Below are 18,275 nucleotides of genomic sequence, written 5' to 3'. Positions count from 1 at the left end.
CTGTCGGGGCTGCGCCCCTCCTCGCCTCTTGATCCTCTGTCCCTGTCGGGGCTGCGCCCCTCCTCGCCTCTTGATCCCTCGCAATCTCACGCTCAATCTGCGCCTTGGCCGGTCAGGCGGTCAGGCGGTCAGGCGGTCAGGCGGTCAGGCGGTCAGGCGGTCAGGCGGTCAGGCGGTCAGGCGGTCAGGAACGCAATATCCCGGCTCCAAAATTTGTCAATAGCTGCCCCATGCGGCAAGTGCCTCGGCGGGCGCTATTATCAACAACAAATTGCCAGGTCAGTTTCAGCACAATTTCGCCCATATGGCCGCAGAGACGGCACAAACAGTTCTGCAATCCTTAGGTCAGTTTCAGCACAATTTTACCCACATGGCCGCCAGCTTCCAGGTATTCATGCGCTGCTGCCACTTCAGAAAAAGGAAAAACCGTATCAATAACCGGCAAAACCCTGCCTTTTTGCCATAAAGGCCAGACATGGCGCTTTAACGCCGCCGCTATTGCTCCTTTAAAGGCTTTATCACGCGCGCGCAAGGTTGAGCCAGTATGCAGCAACCGTTTGCGCATAAGCATATTCAAATCAATAATTGCTTTATGCCCGTGCAAAAAGGCAATTTGCACAATACGCCCCTCTATGGCCGCTGCCTGATAATTTTTCTCGCTATAATCACCGCCCACCATATCCAGAATCACATTGGCACCGCCTCCCTTAGTGAAATTTTTTACCTCGGCAACAAAATCCTGCTCACGATAATTAACCGCGCAATCCGCCCCCAGGCTCAGGCAGGCACGGCATTTTTCCGCTGAGCCTGCCGTTACAATCACCTGCGCGCCAAAGGCCTTTGCCAGTTGCATCGCCGCCGTGCCAATACCGGAGCTACCGCCATGCACCAGCAAAACCTCACCTTTTTTCAGCCCGGCGCGGTCAAAAACATTGCTCCATACGGTAAAAAAAGTCTCAGGAACAGCAGCCGCCTGCACATAATCCATATTGGCGGGTATCGGCAATAAACACTCCGCATCGGCCACCGCATATTCACCATAACCGCCACCGGGCACCAGCGCCATTACTTTGTCGCCAATAGTAAAATCCTTTACCTCTGATAAAGCGGTAATTTCTCCCGCTACTTCCAGCCCCGGCCAGGCGGGCGCCCCCGGCGGCGGCGGATAAACACCCTGTCTTTGCGCAATATCAGGGCGGTTCACCCCGGCAGCGCGCACATGAATCAAAACCTGCCCCGGCTTTAACTGCGGCACCGGCACAGTCTCTTCCTGTAGCATAGAGACCCCGCCCGCACCCTTAAGGGCAATAATGCGCATGGATTTCACGCCACCCATATTTCCCGCCTTTCCCTATTTCTCCCCCCCATTTCCCCGGCCAGTCAGGCCGCAAATATCAGGCAAAGAGGCGCATAAACCCACCCGAAAGCCGCCAATAACAGCCCCATTAACACGCAGACACGGCTGCAAGTCGAGCGATTATCGATATTCCTCAATCTTCTCCTAATTGCGTCCGATATTTCTCAATTTCATCTTTAAGGTGCAATTTCTTTCGCTTGAGCGCGCTCATTTGCGCATCATCATAAATTTTTTCACTTTCCAGCGCGGCAATTTCCTTTTTCAATGCTTCATGCTTTTCCTCCAGGCTGCCAATATGGGCATTAAGAGAGCTATCATTCATCTTTGTCTCCTCGTAACTCAGTGGATTTGCCGGCACGCGACCCGCAGGCCGCTATGATATTCTTCAGTGTGACAAGCCTTTTTGGCAAAAAAATGGCTGCCGGCCGGTGCCGTTTTATAATTATTTCACCTCGTGCTTCTTGCCTTCGCCCGGCGCATAAAAGCGCAACAGCCGATAGCCGGGCAGGATTCCCCTGAAGGTCACAAAACAAGCGCGAAAACAGCGCCGCTTATAAATTGGATCGGTTGACAAAAAGACAGGTTCAAGCTATGAAATAGCATGAATTTGCATTTATCGGCGGGCTGAAATCTGTTTTTCGGTGTTTATTGCGCTTTGTTTACGCGATAATGGCGCAAAAAGCAGCGTCTGGTTGTGAAATTTTGAGTTGGGAAAAACGATGAAAATTAAAAACTCGCTAAAAGCCTTGAAATTGCGTAATCGCAATAATCGTATGGTGCGCCGCAAAGGGCGTATTTATATTATCAACAAGCTGGCACCGCGTTTTAAAGCGCGGCAAGGATAAACCGGCTTTAAAGCACGCCAGGGCTAAAGCAGGCAGTCAGCTTTGTCCAAACTCTCTGGCGCTCATTCATTTGGTGGTGAGATTTGCAACGGCGCCGGTGAGCGCCGCTTTGTGTGTTGCCGAACGCCTGAAATAGCGCCCGCAATCCCGGCAGTTCAGCCGGTAATAAGATCTGCTTCCTGCAAGCGGGGTAATATTCCGGGCCGGCAAAGGCAGTCGCCGGCAAGGATTGCAGCACGGCAAAGAGCTGTGCCAACGGCCTCCCTATAGTGCTTTCCCTTATTGGAAACGGCTTTTTTGCCCAATTATAGCGCTGTAGTGCCGGCTTTCTATTTATAGCACCGGCTCCGGCACTCTGTATCAAGCCGCCGGTCATAAAAATCAAAGGCAGCCAAAACCACCTTTGATTGCCTTTCCAAAAAACGGAAGCAATAATAATAGCCGCTCTTACCAGCTAAAGCCAACCGATGTGCCGCCCTGAACATAATTATCAGAGACGGAAATTGCCGCCCGGGCGCGCCATTTATCACTAAAATTGCGCTGATAGCCGACAGCGCCGGCCACCTTGTTTTTAGCAATACCCAAACCGCCGGAAACAGCATTGGCTTTTAAAGTGTCAAAAGCCAGGCTGCCAATAGCGGTGGCGCCGGCAATGCCGGCATCAGCGCGGGCGCGCAATTTTTTAACCTTGCTGTTAAGCTGGTTAACCCGGCTATCCGTATAGGCATTGGCCTTTTCCAGTGTCTGCGCCGATATTTTATCAGTATAATCATAACTGCCCTGAGCAATGGCGTTAATATTATCATTCACTATGGCAAATTTTTCATCGGTTCTGGCTTCGCTCTCGCTAATGCTGTCATCAACATATTCCTTAACCGTTTTTGGTTTCGGATCGCTGGCTGCCGCTGTTTTTTGCTGCCTTGCCAATGCCTGCTCAGGAATATCGGCAGCGCGCACCGGCTTGCCGTCTTTATAGATAATCCTGCCGTTTTCATCTTTGGCGTAGACACTTTTTCTGACGCCGTCAATATTGCCGATACGGTCTTCGGTATAATTTTTAGCCGAATCCAGAGTCTGCTTATCGCCGGTATCGGCATAATTTTTAGCAGCATCAAGAGTCTTTTTATCCCCTTCATCAGCGTAATTTTTAGCCGAATCAAGGGTCTCACCGGCAGATTTGTCAATCGCTTCCCGCACAGTCGTTTTGCTGCCGTCCGCATTGGTGCCGACATCAGTTTGCTTCTGCAAATCGACAATGGTATTAGTGTTTTTGGCAATATCGGAAGTATTGCGGCTGATACGAGCAGAATTTTCCACCACGCCGCGCGCATTTAGGTCAATCCGGCTTTCGTTTTGGTCAAGGCGGCTTTCATGCTCAACAATTTTGTCAGTATTCCACTCCTGCTGCTCCTTTACCTCACTAATAGCCGCCCTATTAGTGGCAATGGCATTTCTGTTATTGCTGATAGCCAGTCTATTCTCGTTTATACTGCCAAAATTTGCTTTAACCTCTGCACTTAAAGTTTCATTGACTGTTTTTTGCGCATCATTAACAGCCTGTTGATTTTTCTGATTCTCCTGAATCGCATTGGTATTGTCGGCAATATTTCCGGCATTATTATCAGCCGTCTTCTGGGCATTGTCAGCGGCTGTATTAGCGGCATCGGCAGTCTGCTGCGCATTATCGGCCGCACTTTGCGCATTATCGGCAGCCGTTTTAGCATCACCGGCCGTCTGCCGAACCTCGTCAATAGCTTTCGTATTGGCCTCAATATTGCCATTCACCCCGGCAAGCTTTTCATCGGTTCGACCTTCGCTGGCGTTAATGCTGTCATCAACATAGTCCTTAACCGTCTTTTTGCTGCCGTCCTCATTACTGCCGACATTAGTGCGCTTATCCAAATCGGCAATAGCATTGGCGTTCTCCCCAGCCATTTCCTGCGCCGCTTCCGCAGTACTTATAGCCGTATCGGCAGCCTGTTGCGCCTTATCCGCCGTGCTTTGCGCATTATCAATAGCTGCCGTGTTGTTGGCAATATCCTTGGCGTTATTATCGGCGGTCTGCTGCGCATTACCGGCCACAGTCCTGGCGTCCAGGGCTGTATTCATCGCCCCTTCTGCTTTTTGTGTTGCATTATTAGCAGTAGTTTGCGCTTTTGCTGCGTCAGTAATAGCGCTAAGGGCATTTTTTTGTGCTGCTGCCGCATTACTTATAGCTGCATCGGCTGTTGTCTGCGCATTACCGGCCGCGGTTTTAGCTGTATCCGCCGTGTTTTTGGCGTCATTGGCTGTTGTCTGCGCCGCATTGGCCGTAGTCTGAGCTGCTTTGGCGGTATTTTGGGCATTATCCGCCGCGCTCTGCGCTTTATCAATAGCTGCCGTGTTTGCGGCAATATTCTGAGCATTATTATCAGCGGCCTGCTGCGCATTATCTGCCGCGGTTTTAGCTGTATCCGCCGTGTTTTTGGCGTCATTGGCTGTTGTCTGCGCCGCAGCGGCAGCTTTTGTATTATCAGCGATAGCGCTTGTATTTTTAGTAATAGTATCTGTGTTTGTATTGACCTGAGTATTGGTATTATTCAACTGGGTAGCTGTCCTGGCCGCATTAGCATCATTATTGAGCAGACCGCTCCTGATGTCCTCGCCCGTAATATTGGTCGGCAAAGGCGCGGCCATAGCCAAAGGCGCAGCCGAAAGCGCCAAGACAGCAGCCAGCGCCGCTGTCACATAATATTTCTTCATCGATTTCCTCCAGCTTTATGATTCTCCCTGAATCTTGTTTGCGCAAATTCCCTGCTTCAGCTATGAAAGTCAAGTGTAAAAAATAATCATATTTATATCGGATAATTATAATATAAATATATATTTTATAGCCGAATATATAATTATTACGCATCTTTTCAGTGTATTAACCGGCAGCATATCTCTATCGAGGCTTGTTATCAGCCGGCCTTCTGCGCTAATCTGTGCCTATGCTCTTTATTATCAAACTTCGCCGTGGCTGCCGCCTTTTTGCCCTGTTAGCACTATTTTGCAGCAATAAAACCGGCATTTTGCCGGCGGACGCAGCATATTATGCTGCTTCAATGGCGGCCATAATGGTTGATACACCGCATGATTCCGCCAAACCGCCGCTCAGTGAGCAGGAGATTTTTCCTCATCTTAATATGCCGGGTAAAACCGGCGGCAAGGCAGCAACCCCGCCCGACAGCACATTCAAACCGCCGGCAAATGACAAAACCGCCTCTGCGGCACAAAAGCGCCGGGACGAAGAAGATAAATTATTTGCCGAGCTTAAACGCAGCGCTGATTTTGCCAAAGCGGAGGCTGTCAGCCGCTCTATTGAAGGTCTATGGGCACAATCCGGCAGTGACAGCATTGATTTATTGATGTTTTGGGCCAATAAGGAAATTGCCGGGAAAAATTATGCCATAGCGCTGGATTTCCTTGATAATGTCGTTGCTCTGGCGCCTGATTATGCTGAAGGCTGGCTGCGCCGCGCCTCTGTTCACCTGATGACCAATGATATTGCTCTGTCCATGGTCGAGATGCAGCGCGTCTTACAGTTGGAGCCGCGCCATTATAATGCCATGTTGCAATTAGGAGCGGTGATGGAAATGACCGGCCGGCCGGCGCAGGCACTACAGGCTTATGAAAAAGCATTGGAATTTTATCCGCAAATGCGCAGTGCCCAGCGGCGTATTCAGGTTTTGATTGAAAAAGACAGCAGCCGCGCTATTTGACCTTCCTTGTCTGATTCCATGCCGGGATTTGCCCGCCTGCCCGCCAAAGCTGCCCCAATAGTTGCATAAGAGCGCTTTCTATAGTATATTCGGCGGCGGTGATCTGCGCTTCGCGACAGGGTAAACAATCCTCGGGGCCTTATTGATCCTATAGGGAGCTGTCCCTGTTAAGGCCCGTGGGCTTTTTCATACGGCGCCCACCTGTTTAGCAGGTTCCCGGGTCATATATTCCATCGGTTGCCGTGGACACCGTTTTTTCATCACCCTGCTTATCGCCCGCTGTGACAATTTTGCCGCTTTATTGCCGAAACAGCCGTTTTTTCCCCGATCAAGGCAGAGCTGCCATGGTATCTGATAAAGCGTTTTTGCGCCGCCGGGCGCAGATTTGTCGCGCCGGTCTTACCGCTGCGGCACGCTGTCAGGCAGCCGGATCCCTGGCGCTGCACCTGCCGGCGCTGCTGGCTTTTTGTGCCGCTTATAACAGGCGCAATCACCGGCAAAACGATTCTGCAAATACCGATATTATTGCCGTTTACTACCCGCAAGGTGATGAAATTGACAGCCGCCCCTTGCTACAGGCGCTACAGGCGCAAGGCAAAAAAACGGCATTGCCCGCTGTAACAAAGGCCGATAAAATGCTCTTTCGCCTGTGGCGGGCGGGCGACAGGCTGGAGCGCCATAGTCTCGGCTTTTACCAGCCGCCGGCAACAGCTTCGGCCTGCCTGCCGCATAGTATTTTATTGCCGCTTTTGGCTTTTGACGCTTGCGGCAACCGGCTGGGGCGCGGCGGCGGCCATTATGACAAGGCAATAGCAGCCAGGCAAAGGCAGGGCGCCAACCCGCCGCTTATCGGCCTCGGCTTTAATATTCAGGAACTTCCTGCCTGGCAGGCGGAAAAGCATGATATAAAACTGCACGCTGTCCTGACCGAAACCGGCCTGAGGCCGTTTTAAAAACCTTGCCTGATAATAGTGAGAGAGATGAAATAATGCGTTTTTTGTTTTTGGGTGATATTGTCGGCCGCAGCGGGCGCGAGGCGGTCTTTAAACAATTACCGGCGCTTCGGCATGATTTCAAGCTGGATTTTGTCGCCGTCAATGGCGAAAATGCCGCGGCCGGTCACGGCATAACCGAAAAAATCTATCTTGAGGCGCTGCACAGCGGCATTGATGTTATCACTACCGGCAATCATGCCTTTGACCAGAAAGATGCGCTGATTTATGCTGAGCGCGCCGAGCGCTTTTTGCGCCCGGCCAATTACCCGCCCGGCACGCCGGGCAAAGGCGCCGCTGTTTTCACCACCGCCAAAGGGGCACGCGTGCTGGCCGCCAATATTATGGGGCGGGTGTTTATGCAGCCGGCGCTGGACGACCCTTTTGCCGCGGCCGAAAAAATTCTGGCGTCCTGCCCGCTGGGTGAGCAGGCCGATGCCATTATTATCGATTTCCATGCCGAAACCACCAGCGAAAAGCAGGCTTTCGGCCATTTTGTTGACGGCCGCGCCAGTATTGTCGCCGGCACGCATACCCATGTGCCGACTGCCGATGCCCATATTCTGCCGCAGGGCACGGCCTATATGTCTGATGCCGGCATGTGCGGCGATTATGATTCCGTGCTGGGTATGGATAAGGAAGAGCCGTTACAGCGCTTTTTGAGCAAAATACCGCGCCGCCGGTTTGAGGCCGCAACCGGCAAGGCGACCATTTGCGGCCTGGCGGTCGAAATTTCCGACCGCACCGGCCTGGCAGAAAGACTGTCGCCGCTGCACCTTGGCCCGCATTTGCAGCAGGCCATGCCCGATTTCTGGAATTAACGCGGCGAAAAAAGCAAAAGCCGCACGCAGCGGCAAAATTATGGCTTGCGCCCCCAAGCTAAAACAGCAGAGCCGTTTTAGCGGCGCAAAGCCGGCACCTTGGCCCGCATTTGCAGCAGGCCATGCCCGATTTCCGGTGAGGAGACTCATACTCTTCGCGCTATGCAGCCTTATTGTGCCGAATTGTCAAGGCGATAATTCTTTTTTCCTTGCAAATCACAACAGGGACGCTATTACCGCGCATAATAGTTCCGGGGTCTCTGTGTTTGGCTGCATTGATTGCCTCTCAGAAATAAGGGGAAAAAGCAAGGCTTGCATACGCACCGGACATTTTTTCGCTAATTATTGCCGTAAATCCCATTTTCCCCAGTCCGCAATGCAGCCCATATCCGAAAGGGTGACCGCCTGATTGGCAATATGCAGAAATATCGCCGGCAGATTTTTAAACTTTTCTCCCCAGTTGCAGGGCGGCAGCGCCAGCCTTTCTTTTTCTGACTGTTTTATAATAAATTGTATCAGGCAAAAATATAAAAATGGCCGCCTGTTGTCTAACCTGGATAAGTTAGATAAAGTTTTCGGTATTGTTACGGGCACCGCAATAGCACTGTTCCATAATCGCGCATGATGTGCAGCAATATTACGCACAAAGTTAAACCCATGCAGCCAGCTTGCCAAAACAGCGCCCGACAGGCCGAAAGCTTTGGTAATAGGCGATTTGCGCCAAAGGCACGAAACGGGTAGGCATAACAGCTTAAGCGCTAATAGCCGATGGAAGATAAAGCTTTTGCGGCAGCAGCGTCATTATCAATAATAAGGCCGCGCTGCTGCAAGAGGTTAATCTGCTCTGTGTAAGATTGCCATTTTTTCGTTTGTTTTGTCGCGCTCGAGGCTGACTGTTTTGCATAGCGCATTTTGTGCTGCAAACTCTATGTTTTTGCTATTGTCTCTGCCGGCAGTCTAAGGTTTTTTAAGCCAGCAATATAGCTGAAAAACAAAGACAAGAAAGCCGATTGCTCTGAAGATAAGTTTGTTTTATAAAAGATACGAAATAAGCGGGGCGCGAATGCCCCGTATTTAACGGGGAAAGTTTATGGCCGGCCATTCACAGTTTAAAAATATTATGCACCGTAAAGGACGGCAAGATGCTGCCCGCTCCAAAATATTTTCCAAACTGGCGCGCGAAATTACTGTCGCTGCCAAACACGGCTTGCCTGAGCCGGATATGAATCCGCGTTTGCGCCTTGCCATTCAAAATGCCAAAGCGCAATCCATGCCGAAAGACAATATTGAGCGGGCAATCAAAAAAGCCGCCGGCAATGACGGCGAAAATTATGAAGAAGTCCGCTATGAAGGCTATGGCCCGGGCGGCGTGGCGGTGATTGTTGAGGCTTTAACCGATAATCGCAACCGCACCGCCTCTAATGTGCGCTCAGCCTTTACCAAAGCCGGCGGCTCTTTGGGGGAGACCGGTTCTGTCGGCTTTATGTTTACCCGCATTGGCGAAATTATTTATCCGGCAGCAGCGGGTGACAGTGAAAAAGTGATGCTGGCGGCGATTGAAGCCGGTGCCGATGATGTCCAGTCTGATGCGGACGGCCATATTATTCTCTGCGCTTTTGAAGCGATTGGCGATGTTGCCAAAGCTTTGGAAGCCAGCCTAGGGGAAGCAGAAAGCATTAAAGCCGTGTGGAAACCGGATAGCCTGACCCCGCTTGATGAGGAAAAGGCGCAATCGGTGCTGCGCCTCATTGATACACTCGATGATGATGACGATGTACAAAATGTCTATGCCAATTATGATATAAGTGACGCTATTATGGCGAAGCTTTCGGCCTGATACATTTTGTGGGCTTTAGCATTTCTGGTTTTTGCCGGCGGCGCTTGATATTGCGCACAATAATATCCTGCCCTGGTGCGCGTCCGCCGGTTTCGCCTTTGGCTTATCCTGTTTTTTTACCAAAAGGCGTAAAATGGCAAAAATACCAGACCTCACAATAATGAAATCCAATCACGGAAAAAGTTTTGCTTTTCCTGATATTATTGAAACTATCTATGACCGTAAGGTTATAAAATTTTCCAATCCTTCTTTGTTATTACAGCTAAAATCGGCGGCAAATAACACGATTTCTATTATAAACTCCTTACCCGGCTGGACTGGAAGAGTAAACGAATTTGGCAATTATGTTGAGATAAAATTTGCCGAAGAATGCCTAAAACTTGGATTGAAATATACCTCGCCCAAAACAACGAAAGGCGGCATAAGAGCAACGGGGTACCCGGACGGGTTCATAGACGATGCTTATCCTTGCTATGTAGAAATAAAAACTTACGCTGACGGCAGTGAAAATTCGTCTTTCAGATCATTCTATTTTTCACCCTCAGCTTCCCCAAAAATTACACAAGATGCTTCTCATTTGTTAGTTGGCTTTGCAACTACCAAAACAGCAAGATTAGTAAGCGGAAAAGCTCATTTTACCGATATGTTTTTGAAGCAGGTTAAATTGAAATTAGAGTTTCAACAGAACAATAAACATATTTATAATCCTGCGCAATTACTCCAGGGGCAGTTGTAGAGCAGAATCATATTGATATTTATGATTTTTAATTCTCTCCCTTGCTATTTGGCAATATGTGTCTTCTATCTCTATACCTATAAACCGTCTTTTTAATTCTTTACAGGCACAACCCGTTGTTCCGCTGCCACAAAACGGGTCTAATACTATATCATTTTCCTTAGTCCAGGATAATATATGATCTTTTGCCAGCCATAGAGGGAACTGTGCCGGGTGAGATAAATGTTTGCACATATTTTCCTGTCCCGCTGTATTTCCCTTCCATATATTATACCTCATACCGTATTCGCCTATAGTTCTTTTACGATTTGTAGAAAAAGAGCCATCTGCCTTCCTCGCAGTATTTTCACCTAAACTGGAATAGCCAACATAAACATTTTTTCTATCTATAATTGGATTAAAAGTTTTTGGAGCCCCCCTGGAAAAAATAAACATATACTCGAAAATTTGATGGTATCTCGTCCTGGAGGGATTACTGAAATTATTCTTCTGATATATCATTGTATCATGACAATTTAGACCTAATGATTGAAAATATAGTGCCTGCTTAAACGAAGTCAGAGTTTCAGAACCTCCGACTGTAGCATCTCCAACAATCCAGATTAACACACCGCCATCTTTTAAGACGCGACAGATTTCAGTTGCTATATTCTCAAAAATAAATGTAAATCCTTTATAATCACGAAGATTATCATAAGGCGGAGACGTTATGATACAATCAATGGATTTGTCGGGAATTTTCTTTAATATAACGGCAGAATCGCCACAAATAACTTCGTTAATAAATTCATCAAAGTTATTTCTCATATTATAACCCTGTATCCGCTTAAAAGCAGCGAAATTTATAGTCCAAAGCCTGGTTTTCACTGCGGCTTTTATCGCATTTACGCTGCGCTTTCGCCTGCGGCAGGGGAGAATTTCGGCAGGACGCGAATATGTCAAGCACTGTCAGCAGCTAAATCCGCCAAAATACCGGCAGCTATTGTCAGGCGGGAAACATTCATATCCGCCCCTTGCAGAGCCTGTAAGCGGGCAATATTATCTGCTATTGTCTCCCTTTGCCGCGATTGCCAGGCTTCGACCGGCTGCGCCGCACCGGCAAAATTTTTCAAAACGGCAAGACTTATAGCGCGCAAGGATTCCGCCATGCTGTTTTGCGCCTGCTCCAGCGCCAGACCATCATAATAATCACGCACTATTATTCTGGCTGCCGCCTCCTCCAGTTGCGGCAGGCCAAGCAGCTCAACACAGGCAAACCAGGTTTGGGCAACCTGCGCAATATCGGCTTTTGTCTGCTGTGCCACCAAAATAATATCAGGAATAACAGCCGCCAGTTCCAGCAAAGCCAGTTGTTCGGCCAACGCCTCGGGCGCACCCTGTTTTTCATAGGCTTTGGCTGCTTTTTGCTGCTTCTCTTTCAAATAATCAGGGATAAGAGCGGTGAGCTTGCCGGCAATCATCTGATAGACATTTTTCATCATTGCCACATGATTATGCAGAGAATCTGTCGGGCGGACATTGCGCAATATCCAGTCTGTTGTGGCAAATATCATGCGTGACAGCACTTCATAAAACCGGTTTTGCACCAAACCGGCAATTTTATTATCCAGCGCGTCAATTTCATCAAACAGGGCTTTGAGGCCGAAACCGTCACGCACCACAATAAAACTGCGCACAATTTCTGCCGTGCTCCGGCCGGATTTATCATGCAGGCGCGAAACAAAAGTAACCCCGCCACGGTTGACACTGTCATTCGCCAGAATAGTGGCGATAATATCGCGCCGCAGCGGGTGCCGGCGAATATATTCGGCAAAATCCGCGCGCATGGCCTGAGGAAAATACTCCAGCAGTGTTTCCTCAAAATAAGGCTCCAGCACCAGATCGCTTTTTGTCAGCTCAGCCGCCAAAGTATTTTTGGCATAAGCCATTAACACGGCCAGCTCCGGCCGGGTCAGCCCTAAGCCTTTTTCCTGTCGCTCGGCCAGAATGCGGTTATCGGGCAAAACTTCCACTATTCTATCCAGCAGGCCGCGCGCTTCCAGCTCGTTCATAAAGCGTATCTGATACGGCAAAAGACCGGCGGCGCGCTGCTGCCCCAAAGACAAAGCCAGGCTCTGCACATAATTATTGCGCAAAATCAAAGTGGAAACTTCCGCCGTCATGGCCTTTAACAGGCTGTTACGCTGTTTCCGCGTCAAGCGCCCGTCAGCCTGCGCTGCCGCCAGGGCAATTTTAATATTCACCTCAATATCAGAGCAATTCACCCCGGCAGAATTATCAATAGCGTCCGTATTGATACGGCCGCCGGCAAAAGCATATTCCACCCGCCCATTCTGGGTTACGCCCAGATTGGCCCCCTCACCAATGACTTTGGCGCGCACTTCCTGCCCGGTAATGCGCAGCGCATCATTGGCACGGTCGCTTACCTGGGCATTGGTCTCATTTGTGCCGCGAATATAAGTGCCGATACCGCCAAACCACAGCAAATCCACCGGCGCCCGCAAAATTGCTGCCATAATTTCAAACGGCGTGCCGTTTGTTTTATCAAAACCGATAGCTTTTGCCGCCTGCGGTGATAATTTGATATTTTTTTCCAGACGTGAAAACACGCCGCCGCCGGCCGATATTTTGCTTTTGTCATAATCCTGCCAGCTCGAACGCGGCAGCGCAAATAAACGCTGCCGCTCATTATAGGCGGCCGCGCAATCCGGCTCCGGGTCAATAAATATATCGCGATGATCAAAAGCGGCAAGAAGCCGGGTCTTTTCCGACAAAAGCATGCCATTGCCAAAGACATCGCCCGACATATCACCCACGCCGACAGCGGTAAAAGGCTCGCTCTGAATATTGTGATTCATCTCGCGAAAATGACGTTTTACCGCTTCCCAGGCGCCTTTGGCGGTAATACCCATAGCCTTGTGATCATAGCCTTCCGACCCGCCGGAGGCAAAAGCATCGTCCAGCCAGAAGCCGGCTTCCCGGCTCAAAGCATTGGCCGTGTCAGAAAAGGCGGCCGTGCCTTTATCGGCCGCGACAACAAAATACGGATCATCACCGTCATGCCGCACCAAAGCCTCACGCGCCGGCACTACTTCCCCATTACTAATATTATCGGTAATGGACAGCATAGCGGCAATATAAGCCATATAGGCCTGCCGCGCCGCCTCACTGACCGCCGCGCGATCCGCCGCTGCCGGCAAATAATGCGGGTAAAAACCGCCTTTTGCCCCCACCGGCACAATAACGGCATTTTTCACCTGCTGTGCCTTACCCAGCCCCAGAATTTCGGTACGGTAATCCTGCCCCCTGTCTGACCAGCGAATACCGCCGCGCGCCACCGGGCCAAAGCGCAAATGCACTCCTTCCACCAGCGGGCCGTAAACAAAAATTTCGCGATAAGGGCGCGGCTGGGGCAAATTATCAATTTTATGCGGATCAAATTTAAAAGCCAGCGTTTTAACTGCCGGAATTGCCGCTTTATCAATTTTATCTGTCCCTGTGCCCGCCGCAGCAAAAGCATTGCTGCGCAGGCTCGCCGCAATCAAATTGCGGAAAGCGCGGATAATGCGGTCATCATCTAAAGCGGGAACATTCTGCAAATCACGCTCAAGCGCCGCTTCCAGCGCGCTATACTGCTTTTCTATCCCGTCTGTTTGCAGTTCCGGGTCAAATTTCAGGCAGAAAAGCTGATAAAGCGCCCGGGCAATAGCGGGATAATGATTCAAAGCGGCAGCCAGCCTGTCCTGGCTGTAAGGCACGCCCGCCTGCTGCAAATAACGGCCATAAGCGCGGAGAATAAACACCGCCTCAAGGCTGAGACCGGCGGATTGCAGCAAAGCATTAAAACTGTCATCAGCCGCCTGCCCGGCCCAGACCAGCCGGAACAAAGCGGCCAGATTGGCCGCAGGCTTTGCCGCGGCGGCGGCGCTCGCTTTTTCAGGGTCGGCATAAAGATTTTCCAGCTCCATAGCGTGAATGTAAACCGCGGCCGCGGCCTCAATGCCCGCTCTATTTTCCGCCGGCAGTTCTTCTACCGGTATTTCCACTGTTTGCTCAGAAATAACGCGAAAACCCATATTTTCCAATATTGGCACGCGTTGCGACAAATGCAAAGCCCGACCGCGATGAAACAGGCGCAAGGACAGCCGCCCCCCCCCTGCAACCGGGCAATAAAATTCAACATAAAGCGGCTCTGTTGCGCTTAAAGCGGCAATAAAGGCGGCGTCAAACAGCGCCTGTTGCGGCGCAAACACATCGCGATAAGATTGCGGCAATCTTGCTGCCAGAGCGGCAATGCGGGCGGGCGCCGGCATGGCCTTTGCCAGCGCCTGCACCTTGTCTTCCCATGTGCCGATAATCCCGCCAATTTCCGCCTCCAGCCCGGTTATCGCCACAGCCGGCACGGCCCCGCCTTTGCGGTGGACAATATAATGAATACGGGTCAGACTCTCGTCAAAAAAGCGCGGCTGGCTTTCATAAAAATCACCGTCATAAGCGCGTAATAAAGCCGCACCCACAGCCTGATGCACGGCAGTATTATAACGGTCGCGCGGCACAAAAACCAGTAATGAGACAAAATGGCCAAAACGATCGGCATTGCTTAACACGCAAATACGCGGCCGCTCCCCCAGCTCGCGGATAATATCGGCATTCGGCGCCAGAGCCGCCACCGGCAGGCGGAACATGTCATCGCGCGGATAAGTTTCCAATATATGCAGCAGGCTGCGGCCGGAATGATCGGCTCTATCATAGCCAAGCCCGGTCATAATCGCCTCTGCTTTGGGGCGCAAATAGGGAATATGCAAAACCGAAGCATGATAGGCATTGGCGGTAAACAGGCCGACAAGGCGCAATTCACCGCTCAATCTCCCTTTATTGTCAAATAATTTCAGGCCGATATAATCAAGAAAAGCATTGCGATGCACAAGTGAGCGGGTGCGCGCTTTGGTCACCAGCATTAAATCGCCGCTTTTCATAAAAGAGAGAATTTCTTCCGAAGTTTCCATTTTTTCCGGATCCCGCAAAATACGAATATCCGCATCGGTTAAAATCCCCAGCTCCGCCCCTTGCGGCCGTAATTCCGCCTTGCCGCCTTTCTGGCTAAACGCATATTCGCGCAGACCAAGAAAAACAAAATTGCCCGAGACCAGCCAGGATAAAAACTCCAGCACCCGCGCGCGCTGTGATTGATAGGCGGCAGGCATTGCCTGGCGATATTTATCCTGCACACCTGCCAGAGCCTGCTCAATAGAAGCACGATCATGAAAAACAAGGCGCACCTGCTCTGTTACAATGCGCAAGGCGGCCAGAAGCTCTTCTGCCTGGCTGTCATCGGCAAATTGCAAATGTATCTGAATCAGGCTGATACGCACCGCCCCCGCCGCCGCCGGCAGACCCGGCTGTGCTATTGCCAGGCTGTTATCACTCTGCCGAAATGCCGCAAAAACCGGGTGCGCCACCAGAAACACGGCCGGCGGCAGAGCGGCCCGGCGCTCATCGCCGGCGGCAAAGCCGGCTTCCTGCTGATTGCGGCCGTAAATTTCACCAATAACAGAATCAAACAAAAACGGCTTATTGCTATTGACCAAAGTCAGAACTGAAACTTTTTCACCCTTGCGGGTGAGATAATCCTTATCCAGCCGGATAATAGCCGCGCCGGGCTGCCACGCCACCAGCGCCTGTGCGGCCGCCAGCGCCGCTTTTTCCTGCTCGCGCGCGCTATAAGCGGCCAGATCCTCAGCGCCGGCATGGGCAAAAATCCGGCTGCCAAAAGCCGCCGCGCCATTTGCCCCGGTTTGCCCGGCGGCAACAGCCTCTACTGCCGCTTTGCCTGCCTCTGTCTTCAGGATAAAAGCAGGGGCAAAAACCCCTTGCTCTGCTGCTTGTCGCGCCATTACATACTCCGACCGGAAAATCCGTTTAACTTCGCTGTCCTTAGGCTATCAAACGGCATTTATCAAGCAAAATTAAGGCAAAACAGCCGGGCAGGAACACAGGGCAGAGTGACAAAGCGATCCGGGCGCTCACACTATCATACTGGGGCGGTTGCGCTGCAAGCGGGCCTGCAAGCCGGAAATTTTGTCGGCCAGGCGGGCAAGCGGCGCCAGAACCTCCTGCACATCGCGATTCTGCCTGTCATAATCTGCCTCATAATATTCCAGATACAGGCGCAAAGTCGCCCCTTGCGTGCCGGTGCCGGAAAGACGAAAGACAAAACGTGCCGCGTAATTTGCGTCTTTATCGCCTTTCACCGCTTCTCTGCCGGATTTCTGCCCTTTTTCACCTTTGGCATTGTCCCCGGCTTTGGCCAGCAAAAAGCGAATGCCCTGATGGCGGCTCACACTCTTATCTACCGGGTCATGATAGGCAAAATCATCAGCTTTGACAATTTCCCAGCCGTCCATTTCCTGCCCTTCATACGCCGCCAGGCCGGCGCGCAAATCGGCCATTATTTTATCGGCAGCATTACTCTCCACTCCTTCATAATCATAGCGGGTATAATAATTGCGGCCATAAAGCGCCCAATGCTCCTCAACCAGTTGCTTCACCGTTTTACCGGTCGCGGCCATAATATTCAGCCACATCAGCACCGCCCAAATACCGTCTTTCTCCCGCACATGGCTGGAGCCGGTGCCAAAACTTTCTTCACCGCAAAAGGTCACCGCGCCGCTATCCAGCAAATTGCCGAAAAATTTCCAGCCGGTCGGCGTTTCAAAGAGCGGCAGGCCCAGCCTTGCCGCCACGCGGTCGGCCGCCATGCCGGTCGGCATGGAGCGGGCAATGCCGCGCAAGCCGGTTTTATAGGCCTTTACCAGAGTGGCATTGGCGGCCAGAATAGCCAGCGAATCCGAAGGCGCAACAAACATACCCTTGCCGATAATCAGATTGCGATCGCCGTCTCCATCTGAGGCGGCGCCGAAATCCGGCCCGTCCGGCGCCATTACCGCCCGGCATAAATCAGCGGCATAAATCCGGTTGGGATCAGGGTGAATTTTGCCGAAATCGGGCAAAGGCGTGCCGCGTATTACCGTGCCCTTGGGCAGGCCAAGGCGATGCTCAAAAATTTCATGCGCATAAGGGCCGGTTACCGCATTCATGGCGTCAAAACAAAAGCGGAAACCGCCGGCCGCCTCTCCCTTGCCGGCACCATTGGCCTTGGCCGCCGCGCCGTTTTTCACCCCGGCAGCAAAGCCCTGGGCGCAAAAGCGGCGCAAAACGGCAAAATCAAACAAATCCTCCATCATATCGGCATAATCACGGACAGAATCGATCACTTCAATTATTGTCTCGCCGCATTGGCTGCGGCCTTGCCGGTCAATATTCACATCGTCCATGACGGCAATATGATAGGCGGTGAGCTTTTTGCTCTCAGTAAAAATCGCCTGTGTCACCTTTTCCGGCGCCGGGCCGCCATTATCCATATTATATTTAATGCCGAAATCACCATCGACGCCGCCGCAATTATGGCTGGCGGAAAGGATAAAACCGCCATAGGCCTGATATTTGCGGATAATATGTGAGGTGGCGGGAGTCGATAAAATACCGCTTTGCCCCAGCAGAATTTTACCCACATTTTGCGCTACTGCCATTTTCAGCACCAACTGAATAATTTCGCGATTATAATAGCGCCCATCACCGCCCAGAACCAGCAATTTACCCTGCATGGGGCCAACCGCATTAAATACGGCCTGAATAAAATTTTCGGCATAATGCGGCCGGGCAAACAGGGCGACTTTTTTGCGCAGGCCGGAAGTGCCGGGATTCTGATCGTCAAACGGGGTTGTAGTGACAGTCTTTATCTGCATTGCAACACCTTTCCCGGCGGATTTGCCGATTATATGCTTATAACAATTCCTGCCCCAATTTAACGCAAGGCCGGATAAAAGCAAATTATAAAAAGGCGCGGCGGCGACTATTGCCCCGTTTTTGCTTTTTTGTTGTTTT

The 18,275-nt window shown here is 51.0% G+C and carries 14 protein-coding genes and 1 other RNA gene; 7 read left to right on the top strand and 8 right to left on the bottom strand.

What is annotated here, in order from left to right:
• Positions 1-340: 340 nt before the first annotated feature.
• Together DPQ22_RS01435 and DPQ22_RS01430 are read right to left on the bottom strand one after the other, a co-directional pair.
• Positions 341-1,336, bottom strand: coding sequence for an NAD(P)H-quinone oxidoreductase (locus tag DPQ22_RS01435; RefSeq protein ID WP_246681421.1), 996 nt, complete (start codon positions 1,334-1,336; stop codon positions 341-343).
• A 154-nt stretch (positions 1,337-1,490) separates the two neighbouring features.
• The gene (locus DPQ22_RS01430) at positions 1,491-1,679 is read right to left on the bottom strand and encodes a YdcH family protein (RefSeq protein WP_150212794.1); all 189 of its coding nucleotides are present in this window, start codon (positions 1,677-1,679) and stop codon (positions 1,491-1,493) included.
• A 397-nt stretch (positions 1,680-2,076) separates the two neighbouring features.
• Between DPQ22_RS01430 and ykgO the strand changes: the two genes are divergently transcribed.
• Complete coding sequence (gene ykgO / locus DPQ22_RS01425) at positions 2,077-2,202, top strand: type B 50S ribosomal protein L36 (RefSeq protein ID WP_150212793.1); 126 nt, start codon at positions 2,077-2,079, stop codon at positions 2,200-2,202.
• A gap of 447 nt (positions 2,203-2,649) precedes the next feature.
• Here the strand turns inward: ykgO and DPQ22_RS01420 are convergent, their stop codons facing one another.
• The gene (locus DPQ22_RS01420) at positions 2,650-4,944 is read right to left on the bottom strand and encodes a YadA-like family protein (RefSeq protein ID WP_150212792.1); all 2,295 of its coding nucleotides are present in this window, start codon (positions 4,942-4,944) and stop codon (positions 2,650-2,652) included.
• Positions 4,945-5,300: 356 nt separating this feature from the next.
• Here DPQ22_RS01420 and DPQ22_RS01415 point away from each other — a divergent pair, with 356 nt between their 5' ends.
• From DPQ22_RS01415 to DPQ22_RS01400, 4 genes are all read left to right on the top strand, one after another.
• Positions 5,301-5,945 (top strand): tetratricopeptide repeat protein, encoded by a 645-nt coding sequence (locus tag DPQ22_RS01415; RefSeq protein ID WP_190323084.1) that lies wholly within the window; start codon positions 5,301-5,303, stop codon positions 5,943-5,945.
• 97 nt (positions 5,946-6,042) lie between these two features.
• Positions 6,043-6,198: non-coding RNA, 6S RNA (gene ssrS / locus DPQ22_RS01410), on the top strand.
• 91 nt (positions 6,199-6,289) lie between these two features.
• Positions 6,290-6,898 (top strand): 5-formyltetrahydrofolate cyclo-ligase, encoded by a 609-nt coding sequence (locus DPQ22_RS01405; RefSeq protein ID WP_150212790.1) that lies wholly within the window; start codon positions 6,290-6,292, stop codon positions 6,896-6,898.
• Between the two features lie 35 nt (positions 6,899-6,933).
• The gene (locus DPQ22_RS01400) at positions 6,934-7,758 is read left to right on the top strand and encodes a TIGR00282 family metallophosphoesterase (protein ID WP_150212789.1); all 825 of its coding nucleotides are present in this window, start codon (positions 6,934-6,936) and stop codon (positions 7,756-7,758) included.
• 342 nt (positions 7,759-8,100) lie between these two features.
• Here DPQ22_RS01400 and DPQ22_RS09390 read toward each other — a convergent pair whose 3' ends face one another.
• On the bottom strand, positions 8,101-8,466 hold the full coding sequence (locus DPQ22_RS09390) for an Abi family protein (RefSeq protein ID WP_425305135.1): 366 nt from the start codon (positions 8,464-8,466) through the stop codon (positions 8,101-8,103).
• 50 nt (positions 8,467-8,516) lie between these two features.
• Positions 8,517-8,669, bottom strand: coding sequence for a hypothetical protein (locus DPQ22_RS08725; RefSeq protein WP_190323083.1), 153 nt, complete (start codon positions 8,667-8,669; stop codon positions 8,517-8,519).
• A gap of 179 nt (positions 8,670-8,848) precedes the next feature.
• Here DPQ22_RS08725 and DPQ22_RS01390 point away from each other — a divergent pair, with 179 nt between their 5' ends.
• Positions 8,849-9,595 carry a YebC/PmpR family DNA-binding transcriptional regulator gene (locus DPQ22_RS01390; RefSeq protein ID WP_150212788.1) on the top strand — a complete coding sequence of 249 codons (747 nt, stop codon included), beginning with the start codon at positions 8,849-8,851 and terminating at the stop codon, positions 9,593-9,595.
• Between the two features lie 133 nt (positions 9,596-9,728).
• The gene (locus tag DPQ22_RS01385; protein ID WP_150212787.1) at positions 9,729-10,331 is read left to right on the top strand and encodes a hypothetical protein; all 603 of its coding nucleotides are present in this window, start codon (positions 9,729-9,731) and stop codon (positions 10,329-10,331) included.
• Here DPQ22_RS01385 and DPQ22_RS01380 read toward each other — a convergent pair.
• The 3 genes from DPQ22_RS01380 to DPQ22_RS01370 form a co-directional block, all read right to left on the bottom strand.
• Positions 10,311-11,138, bottom strand: coding sequence for a DNA-methyltransferase (locus tag DPQ22_RS01380; protein WP_150212786.1), 828 nt, complete (start codon positions 11,136-11,138; stop codon positions 10,311-10,313). The two genes, DPQ22_RS01385 and DPQ22_RS01380, sit on opposite strands and share 21 nt — an antisense overlap.
• 131 nt (positions 11,139-11,269) lie before the next feature.
• Positions 11,270-16,225, bottom strand: a complete 4,956-nt coding sequence (locus DPQ22_RS01375) for an NAD-glutamate dehydrogenase (protein ID WP_150212785.1) — start codon at positions 16,223-16,225, stop codon at positions 11,270-11,272.
• 129 nt (positions 16,226-16,354) lie between these two features.
• The gene (locus DPQ22_RS01370) at positions 16,355-18,136 is read right to left on the bottom strand and encodes an alpha-D-glucose phosphate-specific phosphoglucomutase (protein WP_150212813.1); all 1,782 of its coding nucleotides are present in this window, start codon (positions 18,134-18,136) and stop codon (positions 16,355-16,357) included.
• Between the last annotated feature and the right edge of the window lie 139 nt (positions 18,137-18,275).

The sequence above is a fragment of the Candidatus Tokpelaia sp. genome, from assembly GCF_008636115.1.
In the GTDB taxonomy this organism is placed as follows: domain Bacteria; phylum Pseudomonadota; class Alphaproteobacteria; order Rhizobiales; family Rhizobiaceae; genus QLZD01.
The sequence above is the reverse complement of the archived record's forward strand: the minus strand, read 5'-3'. Positions and strand labels throughout refer to the sequence as shown.